The sequence below is a fragment of the Pseudomonas sp. PDM27 genome, from assembly GCF_019219205.1.
Classification (GTDB): domain Bacteria; phylum Pseudomonadota; class Gammaproteobacteria; order Pseudomonadales; family Pseudomonadaceae; genus Aquipseudomonas; species Aquipseudomonas laurylsulfatiphila.
Map to the genome: position 1 here is coordinate 79,540 of NZ_JAHUWF010000001.1, position 12,587 is coordinate 92,126.

Annotated in this window: 15 protein-coding genes; 11 read left to right on the forward strand and 4 right to left on the reverse strand. The window is 59.5% G+C overall.

The features are described from left to right. The first annotated feature begins 69 nt into the window (after window positions 1–69). The 3 genes from KW838_RS00320 to KW838_RS00330 all read left to right on the forward strand — a co-directional run bounded on the left by KW838_RS00320 (window position 70) and on the right by KW838_RS00330 (window position 3,713). The gene (locus KW838_RS00320; RefSeq protein ID WP_033044478.1) at window positions 70–1,656 is read left to right on the forward strand and encodes an ABC-F family ATPase; all 1,587 of its coding nucleotides are present in this window, start codon (window positions 70–72) and stop codon (window positions 1,654–1,656) included. Window positions 1,657–1,925: 269 nt separating this feature from the next. Next, window positions 1,926–3,122: an MFS transporter gene (locus tag KW838_RS00325; protein WP_218499986.1), complete on the forward strand. Its 1,197-nt coding sequence runs from the start codon at window positions 1,926–1,928 to the stop codon at window positions 3,120–3,122. Between the two features lie 102 nt (window positions 3,123–3,224). Then, complete coding sequence (locus KW838_RS00330) at window positions 3,225–3,713, forward strand: tail fiber domain-containing protein (protein ID WP_256358685.1); 489 nt, start codon at window positions 3,225–3,227, stop codon at window positions 3,711–3,713. 28 nt (window positions 3,714–3,741) lie between these two features. Here KW838_RS00330 and KW838_RS00335 read toward each other — a convergent pair whose 3' ends face one another. Both KW838_RS00335 and KW838_RS00340 read right to left on the reverse strand, forming a co-directional pair. Beyond that, window positions 3,742–4,779, reverse strand: coding sequence for a dienelactone hydrolase (locus KW838_RS00335; RefSeq protein ID WP_218499987.1), 1,038 nt, complete (start codon window positions 4,777–4,779; stop codon window positions 3,742–3,744). A 168-nt stretch (window positions 4,780–4,947) separates the two neighbouring features. After that, a complete protein-coding gene (locus KW838_RS00340) occupies window positions 4,948–5,559 on the reverse strand; it encodes an FMN-dependent NADH-azoreductase (protein WP_102700745.1) in 612 nt (203 codons plus the stop codon). Window positions 5,560–5,690: 131 nt separating this feature from the next. Between KW838_RS00340 and KW838_RS00345 the strand changes: the two genes are divergently transcribed. Next, window positions 5,691–6,599: a LysR substrate-binding domain-containing protein gene (locus KW838_RS00345; protein ID WP_218499988.1), complete on the forward strand. Its 909-nt coding sequence runs from the start codon at window positions 5,691–5,693 to the stop codon at window positions 6,597–6,599. Then, window positions 6,596–6,955, forward strand: a complete 360-nt coding sequence (locus tag KW838_RS00350; protein WP_218499989.1) for an MmcQ/YjbR family DNA-binding protein — start codon at window positions 6,596–6,598, stop codon at window positions 6,953–6,955. Before KW838_RS00345 ends, KW838_RS00350 begins: the two co-directional genes overlap by 4 nt. 8 nt (window positions 6,956–6,963) lie before the next feature. On the opposite strand, the gene KW838_RS00355 is transcribed toward KW838_RS00350, so the two are convergent. Beyond that, complete coding sequence (locus KW838_RS00355; protein WP_102700748.1) at window positions 6,964–7,395, reverse strand: DUF1294 domain-containing protein; 432 nt, start codon at window positions 7,393–7,395, stop codon at window positions 6,964–6,966. Next, window positions 7,392–8,222, reverse strand: a complete 831-nt coding sequence (locus tag KW838_RS00360; RefSeq protein WP_102700749.1) for an undecaprenyl-diphosphate phosphatase — start codon at window positions 8,220–8,222, stop codon at window positions 7,392–7,394. The genes KW838_RS00355 and KW838_RS00360 overlap by 4 nt, the downstream gene beginning before the upstream one ends. A gap of 234 nt (window positions 8,223–8,456) precedes the next feature. Here KW838_RS00360 and pnuC point away from each other — a divergent pair, with 234 nt between their 5' ends. From pnuC to KW838_RS00390, 6 genes are all read left to right on the forward strand, one after another. Continuing rightward, window positions 8,457–9,020 (forward strand): nicotinamide riboside transporter PnuC, encoded by a 564-nt coding sequence (gene pnuC / locus KW838_RS00365; RefSeq protein WP_218481743.1) that lies wholly within the window; start codon window positions 8,457–8,459, stop codon window positions 9,018–9,020. Then, the gene (locus KW838_RS00370) at window positions 9,017–9,541 is read left to right on the forward strand and encodes an AAA family ATPase (RefSeq protein WP_218499990.1); all 525 of its coding nucleotides are present in this window, start codon (window positions 9,017–9,019) and stop codon (window positions 9,539–9,541) included. Before pnuC ends, KW838_RS00370 begins: the two co-directional genes overlap by 4 nt. Window positions 9,542–9,887: 346 nt before the next feature. Further along, complete coding sequence (locus KW838_RS00375) at window positions 9,888–10,334, forward strand: hypothetical protein (RefSeq protein WP_218499991.1); 447 nt, start codon at window positions 9,888–9,890, stop codon at window positions 10,332–10,334. A 1-nt stretch (window position 10,335) separates the two neighbouring features. Further along, window positions 10,336–10,926, forward strand: a complete 591-nt coding sequence (locus tag KW838_RS00380; protein WP_218499992.1) for an adhesin — start codon at window positions 10,336–10,338, stop codon at window positions 10,924–10,926. Window positions 10,927–10,990: 64 nt separating this feature from the next. Further along, window positions 10,991–11,821 (forward strand): heme utilization protein, encoded by an 831-nt coding sequence (locus KW838_RS00385; protein ID WP_102700754.1) that lies wholly within the window; start codon window positions 10,991–10,993, stop codon window positions 11,819–11,821. Between the two features lie 63 nt (window positions 11,822–11,884). Continuing rightward, entirely contained in the window at window positions 11,885–12,565 is a 681-nt protein-coding gene (locus KW838_RS00390) for a C39 family peptidase (protein WP_102700755.1), read from the forward strand. The last annotated feature ends 22 nt before the right edge of the window (window positions 12,566–12,587 follow it).

Sequence of the window (12,587 nt, forward strand, 5' to 3'; positions counted from 1 at the left end):
AGTGGAAACGGGTACTGAACCGGTACTGCCGCAACCCTAGCTACTCTGAATGCTTCGCAGGAAAAACCTTTGATTTCTACAGCTAACATCACGATGCAGTTCGGCGCCAAGCCGCTCTTCGAAAACGTTTCGGTCAAGTTCAACGGTGGCAACCGTTACGGCCTGATCGGCGCCAACGGTTGCGGCAAGTCGACCTTCATGAAGATCCTCGGCGGCGACCTCGAGCCGTCCGGCGGCCAGGTCATGCTGGAGCCGAACGTGCGCCTGGGTAAATTGCGCCAGGACCAGTTCGCCTACGAAGAATTTACCGTGATCGACACCGTGATCATGGGTCACGAAGAGCTGTGGAAGGTCAAGGCCGAGCGCGACCGCATCTATTCGCTGCCGGAAATGAGCGAAGAAGACGGCATGGCCGTGGCCGAGCTGGAAACCGAATTCGCCGAAATGGACGGCTACACCGCCGAATCCCGCGCCGGTGAACTGCTGCTGGGCCTGGGTATTCCCCTGGAGCAGCATTTTGGTCCGATGTCCGAAGTCGCTCCAGGCTGGAAGCTGCGCGTATTGCTGGCCCAGGCGCTGTTCTCCGATCCGGAAGTGCTGTTGCTCGACGAACCGACCAACCACCTGGACATCAACACCATTCGCTGGCTGGAATCGATTCTCACCGTGCGTAACAGCACCATGATCATCATTTCCCACGACCGTCACTTCCTCAACAGCGTCTGCACCCACATGGCCGACCTGGACTACGGTGAGCTGCGTCTGTTCCCGGGCAACTACGACGAGTACATGACCGCGGCGACCCAGTCCCGCGAGCAACTGCTGTCGGACAACGCCAAGAAGAAAGCCCAGATCGCCGAACTGCAAACGTTCGTCAGCCGCTTCTCGGCCAACGCCTCGAAAGCCAAGCAGGCCACTTCCCGCGCCAAGCAGATCGACAAGATCCAGCTGGCCGAAGTCAAGCCATCGAGCCGCGTGAGCCCGTTCATCCGCTTCGAACAGACCAAGAAACTGCACCGCCAGGCCGTGACCATCGAACAGATGTCCAAGGGCTTCGACGGCAAGACCCTGTTCAAGAACTTCAGCTTCACCGTCGAAGCCGGCGAGCGCGTGGCGATCATCGGCCCGAACGGTATCGGCAAGACCACCCTGCTGCGTACCTTGATGGGTGAGCTGACCCCGGACGCCGGCTCCGTGAAGTGGACCGAAAGCGCGGAGCTGGGCTACTACGCCCAGGACCACGCCCATGACTTCGAAGACGACGTCAGCCTGTTCGACTGGATGGGCCAGTGGACCCAGGGCGAACAGATCATTCGCGGTACCCTGGGTCGCATGCTGTTCTCCAACGACGAGATCCTCAAGTCGGTCAAGGTCATTTCCGGTGGTGAGCAAGGCCGCATGCTGTTCGGCAAGCTGATCCTGCAAAAGCCGAACGTTCTGGTGATGGACGAACCGACCAACCACCTGGACATGGAATCCATCGAGGCGCTGAACCTTGCGCTGGAAAACTACCCGGGCACGCTGATCTTCGTCAGCCACGACCGTGAGTTCGTATCGTCCCTGGCCACCCGCATCATTGAGTTGAGCCCGAACGGCGTGACCGACTTCAGCGGCACCTATGATGATTACCTGCGCAGTCAGGGTGTGGTGTTCTAAGGGCAGCTATTGGTTTCAAGCTACAAGCGGCAAGTTAAAAGCCCCGTCCATGTGACGGGGCTTTTTGTGTTTCATGGCCAGGATTTTGTTGAGTGCCGAATCCTTCGCGAGCAAGCCCGCTCCCACAGGGGGAATGCGTTCCAAATGTGGGAGCGGGCTTGCTCGCGAAGAGGTCTTCAAGAACAGCGATAATTAGTTAGCCTGCTTCCTTTTATCCCACCACCGCGCCATGATGCAGTTCTCCCACCGCCGCCCGCGAACGAGCCCTCATGTCTGTGCAGCAAGTGCCCCCGCAAAGCTCCATGGCGATCACCCTGCAGATCGTCTCCATCGTGTTCTATACCTTTATTGCCTTCCTCTGCATCGGTTTGCCGATTGCGGTATTGCCGGGTTATGTCCACGAGCAACTGGGGTTCAGTGCCATCGTGGCCGGGCTGACCATCGGCTCGCAATACCTCGCCACCCTGCTCAGTCGCCCCATGGCCGGGCGCATGTCGGACAGCGTCGGCACCAAGCGGGCGATCATCTATGGCTTGTCCGGGATTGTGCTCAGTGGCGTGCTGACGCTGCTGTCGACCCTGTTGCAAGGTTTGCCGTTGCTCAGCCTGCTGATCCTGATCGCCGGGCGCTTGTTGCTGGGCATAGCCCAAGGCTTGATCGGCGTCGGCACCATCAGTTGGTGCATGGGTCAGGTGGGCGCCGAGCACACCGCGCGGTCGATTTCCTGGAACGGCATCGCCTCTTATGGTGCGATTGCCATTGGTGCGCCGCTGGGCGTGGTCATGGTGCAACAACTCGGTTTCGCCAGCCTGGGCATCGCCCTGTCGCTGCTGGCCCTGGCGGCATTGTTGCTGATTCGCAACAAGCCCTCGGTGCCGGTGGTACGCGGTGAACGCTTGCCGTTTTGGGCAGTGTTCGGGCGCATTGCGCCGTTTGGCGCGAGCCTGAGCCTGGCTTCCATCGGCTACGGCACCCTGACGACCTTTATCACCCTGTATTACGTCAATCGCGGCTGGACCGGTGCCGCCTATTGCCTGACCGTGTTCGGGGTCTGTTTCATTCTGTCGCGGCTGCTGTTCATTTCCGCCATCAACCGGTTCGGCGGGTTCACCTGCGCCATTGCCTGCATGTGCATCGAGACAGTGGGCCTGGTGCTGCTGTGGCTGGCACCGTCGACCGGGTACGCACTGATTGGCGCCGGCCTGACCGGCTTCGGCCTGTCGCTGGTGTACCCGGCGCTGGGCGTCGAGGCCATCAAACAGGTGCCCAATTCCAGTCGGGGTGCCGGATTGAGTGCCTATGCGGTGTTTTTCGACCTGGCGCTGGCGATTGCCGGCCCGTTGATGGGCGCGATTGCATTGAACATGGGGTATTCGTGGATTTTCTTCAGTGCGGCGTTGTTGTCGGTAACCGGACTTTGTTTGACACTGATACTGTCTCGTCAGGCCCGACACAGAACCAATTGAACATCCCAGTAACAATAAAGACTAAATTGTTTCAGACTACAACTTAAATGCAACATCCAGAATCGATTAGTTAGAGTGCCAGCATTGTCTCGGCAGTAAATCTTGACAAAATCCGGCGCGCTATTTTCTCTTCAAGTCGAAAATCAGGATGTACCAAAAGTGCGTATACTGCCTTTAGCTTTTCTTGCCCCGGCAATGGTTCTTTCACTTTCTTCCACTGCCCATGCGGAAAGCTCGATACAGCAAATCTGTCATAACGGTCAATGCTGGGACATCGGCGACCCGCCGGGACCGGGTGACGAGTGCTGCCCATTCAGCGACGAGCGACTGAAAACCGATGTGAAACGCCTTGAAAATCCAACGGAAACCCTCCTGAAACTTCACGGAGTTACATTTAACTGGAAACAAAACAACCAGGCCGATGTTGGTTTGATTGCTCAGGACGTACAAAAGGTATATCCACAGTTAGTGCGCACCGATGGCGAACACCTGCAAGTGGACTATCAAAAACTGGTAGCGCCGCTTATCGAGTCTGTTCGTGAACTTGATGCCAGAGTTAAAACACTGGAAACAGCGTTGGCCAACAAGTAACGGTTAATGAAATCCGCCGATCCTGCGTTCATTGATCGGCGGTCTGCATCCCCGCCCGGGTCGCCCGGCCCAGGGTGCGCGAGAAGAAGCTTCCGGCTTCAGAGATCAGGTTGCGGTGAATGTCTTGCCGATCGACGCCATCGGCATCGGTACACAGCGCGGGCATGATCGCTATCTGCTCGTCATTGCACGGCGCCATGAAGACGAAGTGCCCTGCCCCCGCCAGTAACTTGAAGTCAGGCGCCGTCGGCAGTTTGCGCGCCAGCGCCGCGGCGTTTTTGTCGACTGCCACCAGCTTGTCGCCATCACCGCTGTAAAGCAGCACCGGCACGTGCACATCGGCCAGGGTGTGGCGACCGAACTTCAGGCTCAGCGGCGCCATCAGCATCAAGGCGTGCACCCTTGGGTCCGCCACCGGCTGCAGGTCGTCGCGGTCGACAATCAATTCACCCTGAGTGTTGCAGGCATCGCGGTCGTCCGGACGTTCCTGGCAGTAACGGCGCAGGCGATCCAGGTCCGGCGTGGCGCCGGACAGAATCAATGCGGTCTCGCCCCCGGCCGAATAACCGATGACGCCGACCTGATCGGCGTTGACGAAGGGGGACAGCATGCGGTCGCCCAGGGTGGCGGTGATGGCTTCGGAAATCTGGATCGGCCGGCCGTACAGGTTACTCAAAGTACCGAGGCGGCTGTGGTCCCTGGAGTTGTCACCGGGGTGGATCACCGCCACCACGACGAAACCTTTGCGTGCCAGCGAGGTGGCGAGGTCGTGCAAGGCCAGGGGGGTTCCGGTGTTGCCGTGGGACAGCATCAGCATTGGGAAGCGGCCTATCGCGACCTTGGTGTCCTCCCCGGCTTCGACGGTGTAACCCTCGAGTTTGCTGGTGTGCTCCCAATCACTGGAAGGATAGAAGGCGATGGCGCGCATCGGCTGCAGGTCCAGTGGGTCGAGAAAAGTCATCTCGTGGAAGCCGACGCTCCAGTGCGGATGCGGTGCAGGCGCGGCGTGCACTGTATTCAGGCTGCTGAGCAGGCAAATCAGCAAAGTTGCACAAAGACGCACCATGGGATGCCCCACCTTGTTACCGGACTTGAGACGTACACCCTGGACTGCATAAGTCGGGCCACACCCTGAAACGACCAGAAACAAAAAACTCCGTAGCTGGTACTTGCGTAACCAGAATACAGAGTTTTTTGGGCTTTACCTGAACGGTTGCGAACTTTTACGCAAGCCTTACGCGGCGGCGAACAACTGCTCGCTGATTTGCGTATGAGCAGCGCTCATGGCTTTGCTGCGGACGTCGTCACCGTAAGCCAGGCCTTCGGCGCGGACGATTTCGATGTCGGTGATACCGATGAAACCGAACAACAACTTCAAGTATTCCTCATGGGCAACACCGGTTGCCTGGCCGGCGTGCATACCGCCGGAAGTCGAAACGATCACCACTTTCTTGCCGCCGCACAGGCCTTCAGGGCCGGCTTCGGTGTAGCGGAAGGTCTGGCCGGCTACAGCGATGCGGTCGATCCAGGCCTTCAACTGAGTCGGGATGGTGAAGTTGTACATCGGTGCGGCAATCACCACGGCATCGGCGGCCAGGAATTCGGCCAGGGTAGAGGCGCTCAGTTCGGCTTCGTGCTGTTGTGCGGCGTTACGCAGTTCAGCGGTGGTGCCGGCGGCGACCAGGGTAGTGGAAGAGAAATGGCTGATGGCGTCAGCGGCCAGGTCGCGGTAGGTCACCACGGCGGTCGGCTCGGCGGCTTGCCAGGCCTTGACGACTTCACCGCTTAACTGACGGGAAGCCGAGTTGTCGCCCAGGATGCTCGAATCGATATGCAGCAGTTTCATGTGGGATCTCCAAGTGAGGATCGCCCACAAGGGCGATCTGATGGGACTAATCCTACAGACGAAACCAATAGCTGATTAGTCGGCAACAATGCGATAGTTCGTCCCACAGATAGAACAGTCGGATTCACATCATGCAAGACCTCAACGACCTGTATTACTTCGCCAAAGTCGTGGAAGCCGGGGGATTCGCGGCAGCCGGACGCTTGCTGGGCATCCCCAAGTCCCGACTGTCGCGGCGCATCGCCGAACTGGAAGAACGCCTGGGTGCACGTTTGCTGCAACGCACCACCCGACAGCTGAAACTGACCGCTGTGGGTGAACGCTACCTCAGGCACTGCCAGGCGATGCTGCTGGAAGCGGAAATGGCCGACGAGGCCGTGGCCAGCATGTCCAGTGAGCCCCGCGGGCGTTTGCGGGTGTCCTGCCCGGTCGGGTTGGCCCACGAAATATTACCGGGGGTGATCAGCGACTTTCTCGAGCGCTTTCCGCAAGTCCAGCTGGAGGTCATGCTGCTCAACCGCCGGGTTGACCTGGTGAACGAAGGCATTGACGTTGCCCTGCGCGTGCGGGAGCTGGGCGACGAAGACCCGCTGCTGGTCACCCGCCGCCTGCGTCAGGCGCAGATGGTGATGGTCGCCAGCCCCGGTTTTCTCAAAGGTCGTGAGATCAATCACCCCGAAGACCTGAAAAGCCTGCCGGTGCTCGGCGCACTGGAAGCCGACCGCATGGTGCACATCCGCATGCTGGATCAACAGGGCAAGAGTTGTGAACTCGCGCTCGAGGCCCGGCTGGGCATCGATGACTTTATCGTGCGCAAGGCCAGCACCCTTTCCGGCCTCGGCTTTACGATGCTGCCCATGATGTATTGCGAACAGGAGCTGGAAGACGGCTCGCTGGTGCAGTTATTGCCCGAGTGGTCGCTGCCCGGTGGCTGGCTGCAAGCGGTCTATCCTCATCGACGCGGGGTGATGCCGGCGGTACGCGCCTGGATTGACCACCTGGTCGAATCCTTCAATGCCTGTGGGGAACGATTGTTATGAAAGCTGGACGGATGAGCGAAGAGGACGTCGCGAACTTCTGCCTCGCCCTGCCCGGTGCGCGGGAGGATTATAAATGGGGAGGCGTGCGGGTGTTTTCGATTGCGGGGAACAAGATGTTCGCCTTGCAGGGCCTGAGGGGTGATTCCCTGGCCTTCAAGGTCGACAAGGATCTGTTTCTCGGTCATTGCGACCGCCCGGGCATTCACCCGGCGCCGTATCTGGCCCGCGCCCAGTGGATCATCATGCAAACGCCCTACCCGCTAGGCAGCGAGGAATTGCAGGGCTTGCTGCAGCGCTCCCACCAATTGGTGGTGAGCAGACTGCCCAAGCGCACTCAAGTCGGACTGTTGCTGTAGGGCGTTGTTTATCGGGTCAAGGCGAACACATGTGCGCCGAGAAACAGGTGATCGATCCAGAACACCTGGTGCAACAGCACGATGATCCAGAACACCAACTGGTACGAGACTTTGCGGGTTTTGTGGCGAAACGCCTGCTGGGCCAGCAACGCACCGGGCCAGCCGCCGGCGAGCTCCAGTGCATGCAAGACATTCTCCGGCGTACGCCATTGCTCGGCGCGCGCCTTGCGCTTGTCGCTCCAGTACAGGAAAAACGTCACGACGCTGACGATGCCGTAGGCCGCGAGGGGAATCAGCGACTCCCCGTGCAGCCATGACGACAGCGAACCCGACAGCGGCAACGCGCACAGGATTGCAAACACCAGCCACTTCAGCCGTGAATGGCGGATCTGTCCCCCGGACGGGCGTCCGGGGTTGTTGCGCGAGCGCGAGTCACTCACGGCTTGGCCGCGCTCCAGTCGACCCAGCCGAACTGCCAGGTCGCCAGGATGATCAGGCCGAACACAATGCGATACCAGGCAAACGCCGCATAGCTGTGGTTGGCAATGAACTTGAGCAGCCCGCGGACCGCGATCATCGCAAAAATGAACGCCGTGACGAAGCCGACGGCGAACACCGGGAAATCCGCCGGGACAAACAGCTCACGATACTTGTAGCCCGAGTACACCGCCGCGCCGACCATGGTGGGCATCGCCAGGAAGAACGAGAACTCGGTAGCGGTCTTGCGCGACAGGCCGAACAGCAAACCACCGATGATCGTCGAGCCCGAACGCGAAGTGCCCGGAATCATCGCCAGGCATTGGGCGAAGCCGACTTTCAAGGCATCTTTCCAGGTGATGTCATCCACGGATTCGGCGTGTACTTCATGCTGGCGGCGCTCGGCCCACAACATGACGATCCCGCCCACGACCAGCGCCGTTGCCACAGTGATCGGATTGAACAGGTAATGGTGGATCAGGTCGGCGAAGATCACACCCAACACCACAGCCGGCAAGAACGCGATCAACAGGTTTGCGGTAAACCGCCGGGCACCCGGCTGGGTTGGCAGACCGATGACCACGTCAAATATCTTGCGTCGAAACTCCCATACCACCGCCAGGATGGCACCCAGCTGAATGATGATGTTGAACGCCATCGCCCGCTCGCCCCCGAAGCCGAGCAAGTCGGCCACGATGATCTGGTGGCCGGTACTGGAAATGGGCAGGAACTCGGTCAGCCCTTCTACAACCCCAAGAATCAATGCCTGAAAGGCGGTCCAAAGATCCATCAATCCCCCAAAAGGCTATGCACGCCGGCATGCCCCGATAATATTTTTTCAAATGCTTTGATTGCGCTCAGCGTCGCTGAGGTCCCGCGCATCAAGGATCACCACAGAACCGTTAAAATCCTGTGAAAAAACCACCTTGAATCAGCTTTACCCGCGCGGGGGGGCGAAATCCTATCAGACAAGTCCGATCGACGGTTACAATCCGTCCCTCTTCGACTACCCCAAGGTATCTCCATGTCCGGGCTTGAACTGTTTGCCGCCGCCCTCGGTGTCATTGCCGTCTGGCTGACGGTCAAACAGAACCCCTGGTGCTGGCCTATCGGCCTGGTCATGGTGCTGCTCTACAGTTGGATCTTTTTTGAGGTGAAGCTGTATTCCGACATGCTGCTGCAAGTCGTCTATGCCGCCTTGCAGCTTTACGGCTGGTGGCAGTGGACACGGGGTGGCGACACGACCCATGGCCGCGAAGTCAGTCGCCTCGACGCTCGAACCCTGGTGTTGAGCCTGGCCATTGGTGCAGTCGGCAGTCTGTTGCTGGGCGCGGCCATGGCCAACTGGACGGACGCGGCACAACCCTGGCTTGATGCGGCGCTGACCGGGTTCAGCCTGGTGGCGCAGGTCTGGATGGCGCAAAAACGTGTCCAGTGCTGGCCGTTGTGGATCGCCCTGGATGTGATATTCGTCGGGTTGTTCGTCTATAAAGGCCTGTACCTGACCGCCACCCTGTACGGGTTGTTCGCCGTCATCGCCGTACAGGGCTGGCGCGAATGGCGTGCCGATCCGGCATTGCGCGCATGAAAGTCCTGGTCCTCACAGGGCCTGAATCCAGCGGTAAAAGCTGGCTGGCGGCCGAGTTGCAACAGCGTTTCGGCGGGATGCTGGTGGACGAGTACGTGCGCTGGTTCATCGAGCAGAATCCGCGGGACACCACCTTGGCCGACATTACACCCATCGCCCGCGGTCAACTGGCATGGGAAGATCAGGCTCGGGCGCAACAACCACCTTTGCTCATCCTCGACACGCACCTGCTGAGCAATATCCTCTGGAGCCAGACCCTGTTCGGCGATTGCCCCGCCTGGATTGAACCAGCGCTACTGGCCAGGCATTACGACTTGCACCTGCTGCTGTCACCGGAGCACGTCGAGTGGACGGATGACGGCCAGCGTTGCCAGCCCCGATTGAGTCAGCGCCAGGCATTTTTCGACCAGACCCTGGCCTGGCTTGAACGCCACGCACAACCGGTTCAAGTGCTGCACGGAGATTGGGCAGAACGCCGAGTCCAGGCACTGGACGCCGTGACCCGATTGCTCGGTGCCTGACCGGCGTTTGGGGCAATTTCCCCATCCTCCCCCTGCTGTGGGGGGGAAAGTGTCCGATCCTGAAACACCCTCCCTGCCTGAAACCACCCATTTCAGCGCCCCTCACCGTTTGTTCACCGGATGTGTCAAGGCGTTGTTACAGCGACGCTAGAACCCTTGTTCCAGAGGGGTTTGCCCGCAATTACGGGCTGCCTGCGCAGGGATTCGTCTCACCGTTGTTACATCCTCGACAAAGGGTTTGCGAACCAAGTCTGTAAGCCATTGAATCAACTTGATATTCAAAAGGCGGCACAGCTTTCGCTGTATTCCTCACACAGCTGACCGGGGCCAGCTTACAAATGAAGGAATGAATGTCGTGGAGATATTCAAAACAAAAGGCTTGATGTGCCTCCTGGTGATCGCGAGCGCTGCCGGCACTGTACACAGTTTAAACGTTCAAGCCGAAGGCAACGGTGTCATCGTGCTTGATCGTACCGTTCACCCAACGCTCATCGGTCGCAGTGGCGGCAGGGATCCGAACCCGGCCACCATCAGTGCCAACCCTTCTGCCCGCGTCACCGGCGAACTCAGCGACGCCGATATCGCCGGGGTAACCACCGGAACAACCCCTCATAACAGCTACGGGCAAAACCCGGGCAGCATGCACGGCCTGAATGTCATCACCAACCCCAACGGTTTGCCTGGCATGTCCGTCGGCCACGGTGGCGGCAGCGGCGGCGCGATTTCCGGAACCATCAACCGTGCCTTGAGCACCGGCCTCAGCCCACTGGGCAGAATGGCGGGGGGGCAATGAGATGGATCACTCCCTTCTCTTACCTGCCCTGTTACTTGCCCTGCTCGGCTGCACCAGCGTGATGGCCGATTCGGGCGTCAGTTCGGTGAACAACGCCACCCTCCAGGATTCCGGTACTCAATACCGAGGCAACTTCAGCGTCAACCAGGCGGCCGGCGATCAACAGCAACAGGCCAACGTCCGCGCGATCGCCATTGGTACCGAAGCCGGTGCGACCACCAGTGTCAGGCAGAGAATCACCACGCCCGCCGATCCAGCGATGGATGCGACGGCCACTATCGGCGGCACCTCCTTCAGTCATGGCAGCGGCGTACTGGGCGTCAACCAGAGTGCCGGGGCGAACAACCAGATGGCCAACGCCCTGCGCATCAGCATCGGCGCGGCACCGCAAGCCATCGACGACAGTGCTCTTTCTCAACAGAACGTGGCGTTGCTACCGAACTCGGGAGCAACTGGCACCCCAATCGGCAGTCGCCAGGTCGTGACAAGCGACCAGGCCTTCACCGGCAGCCGGGGCGTGATCCAGGTGAACCAGAGTGCCGGGGTGGGGAACCGAATGGCTAACACCCTGAGTATCCGGGTCTCTGACTGACCCCGATACAGTGCGAATGGGGAAGTACCAACACTTGAACAACTAATGAGCACGGAGAATCACCATGAACCCGACAACTGCTCTCAAACCACTGGCTTTCGCCCTGGCAGCAGTGATGGCATTTGCAGCCCAGGCTGCTGATCCCGTGCAGGGCAATGGACAGGGCAGCAACCCACCGCCTGATGGCCCGTCGCTGGATCAGATTCTGCAGATTACCTCAGGCGCCGGGGCCGCCGTGCTGGACTCGCAGGAAAGCAGTGACAGCGGGGTAGTGAATCGGGGCACCCAGAACGACGCCAGGATCGATAACTCCCTGAACAGCTCCAACGGCAACATGGGCGCCAACGTTGCAGCCGGTAACGGCAACCAGCAAGACAACGCCGCCGCCCTTGCCACGGCGGACGAAGCCTTCATCTTCGGCTCCGCCGTCACCGTCTCCAGCGCGACTCAGAAGAGCACCGGCAACACCGCCAGGAACCACTCCAATACCAACAACACAACGCTCAACAACGCTGGCAACAGCGGTTCCGGCAACATCGGCATCAACGTGACCACCGGCGACTTCAACCAACAGAAAAACAACCTGGCGATTGCCGTTTCGGGCGGCCGTGTAGCAGTCGCCGCCGCGGCGGCCAACCAAAGCACGTCCGGGCTCAAAGTCACCAACAACGCCAGGCCTGAGTTCGTACCCGTAGGTGTACTCGGTCTGTCCGGCATAACCACTCAACAAGTGGTGACGCCGGAAGGCTGGAGACCTCCTGTAACCAACAATGCTTCGATCACGGGCTCGATGAACAACTTCTCCGGCAACGGCGGAGCCAACGTATCGTCCGGCGTCGGCAATCAGCAAAGCAACTCGCTGTCCATCGCCGCAGGCTGCAAATCATGTCCATAGTCGCGACCGCCATGAAAGAGCCTCGGCGACGGCGCTTTTCCTCGGTCTGAAGGCGTATCGCCCATGCGTAAGACGGCCCTTTTCGCCCTGCTCTGCCTGTCTGGCCTGACCCAGGCTGCACAGATGCCGGTTGCCGCCCTGCCGGGCGGCGTGCTGGTGTACAAGCACGTACAGAGTTTGCGTGAGCGCAAGTTCAGCGACATCGTCGAACAGAAAACCGACTTCAGCTGCGGCGCCGCCGCGCTGGCAACGATACTGCGCCAGGCCTATTGGCTCGACGTCGATGAGGAGCACATCATCAAGGGCATGCTGGTCTTCGCCGACCAGGACCTGGTCCGTACCCAGGGTTTTTCCATGCTGGACATGAAGCGCTACATAGAAAGCATCGGCATGCGCGCCCGGGGCTACAAGATCCCGCCTGAACGACTCGATGCCGTGACGATTCCGGTGGTAGTACTGATGGACATTCGCGGCTACAAGCACTTCGTCGTGTTGCAGCGGGCGGACAAGAACTGGGTCTACATAGGCGACCCGGTGCTCGGTCACAAACGCTACTCCCATGATGACTTTGTCAAAGGCTGGAATGGCATTGTCTTCGCTATCATCGGTCCCGGTTACGACAAGACCAACGCGTTACGCAGTCCTCCGGAACCGCTGACTGCCAAGAACAAGATGGATAATTTCAACCCGGTCAAAGATGCTGAATTGATGGAATTTGGTTTCATACAGAGCGACTTCTTTTAATCGCCAACAAGATAACTGGGGG

Bases quoted from the DNA above. Each gene is read 5' to 3' on its own strand.
- KW838_RS00370 (WP_218499990.1), top strand. From the start codon at position 9,017: ATGAAAGTCCTGGTCCTCACAGGGCCTGAATCCAGCGGTAAAAGCTGG.
- KW838_RS00340 (WP_102700745.1), bottom strand. From the start codon at position 5,559: ATGAAACTGCTGCATATCGATTCGAGCATCCTGGGCGACAACTCGGCT.
- KW838_RS00390 (WP_102700755.1), top strand. From the start codon at position 11,885: ATGCGTAAGACGGCCCTTTTCGCCCTGCTCTGCCTGTCTGGCCTGACC.
- KW838_RS00325 (WP_218499986.1), top strand. From the start codon at position 1,926: ATGTCTGTGCAGCAAGTGCCCCCGCAAAGCTCCATGGCGATCACCCTG.
- KW838_RS00350 (WP_218499989.1), top strand. From the start codon at position 6,596: ATGAAAGCTGGACGGATGAGCGAAGAGGACGTCGCGAACTTCTGCCTC.
- KW838_RS00385 (WP_102700754.1), top strand. From the start codon at position 10,991: ATGAACCCGACAACTGCTCTCAAACCACTGGCTTTCGCCCTGGCAGCA.
- pnuC (WP_218481743.1), top strand. From the start codon at position 8,457: ATGTCCGGGCTTGAACTGTTTGCCGCCGCCCTCGGTGTCATTGCCGTC.
- KW838_RS00335 (WP_218499987.1), bottom strand. From the start codon at position 4,779: ATGGTGCGTCTTTGTGCAACTTTGCTGATTTGCCTGCTCAGCAGCCTG.
- KW838_RS00375 (WP_218499991.1), top strand. From the start codon at position 9,888: ATGAATGTCGTGGAGATATTCAAAACAAAAGGCTTGATGTGCCTCCTG.
- KW838_RS00380 (WP_218499992.1), top strand. From the start codon at position 10,336: ATGGATCACTCCCTTCTCTTACCTGCCCTGTTACTTGCCCTGCTCGGC.
- KW838_RS00345 (WP_218499988.1), top strand. From the start codon at position 5,691: ATGCAAGACCTCAACGACCTGTATTACTTCGCCAAAGTCGTGGAAGCC.
- KW838_RS00360 (WP_102700749.1), bottom strand. From the start codon at position 8,222: ATGGATCTTTGGACCGCCTTTCAGGCATTGATTCTTGGGGTTGTAGAA.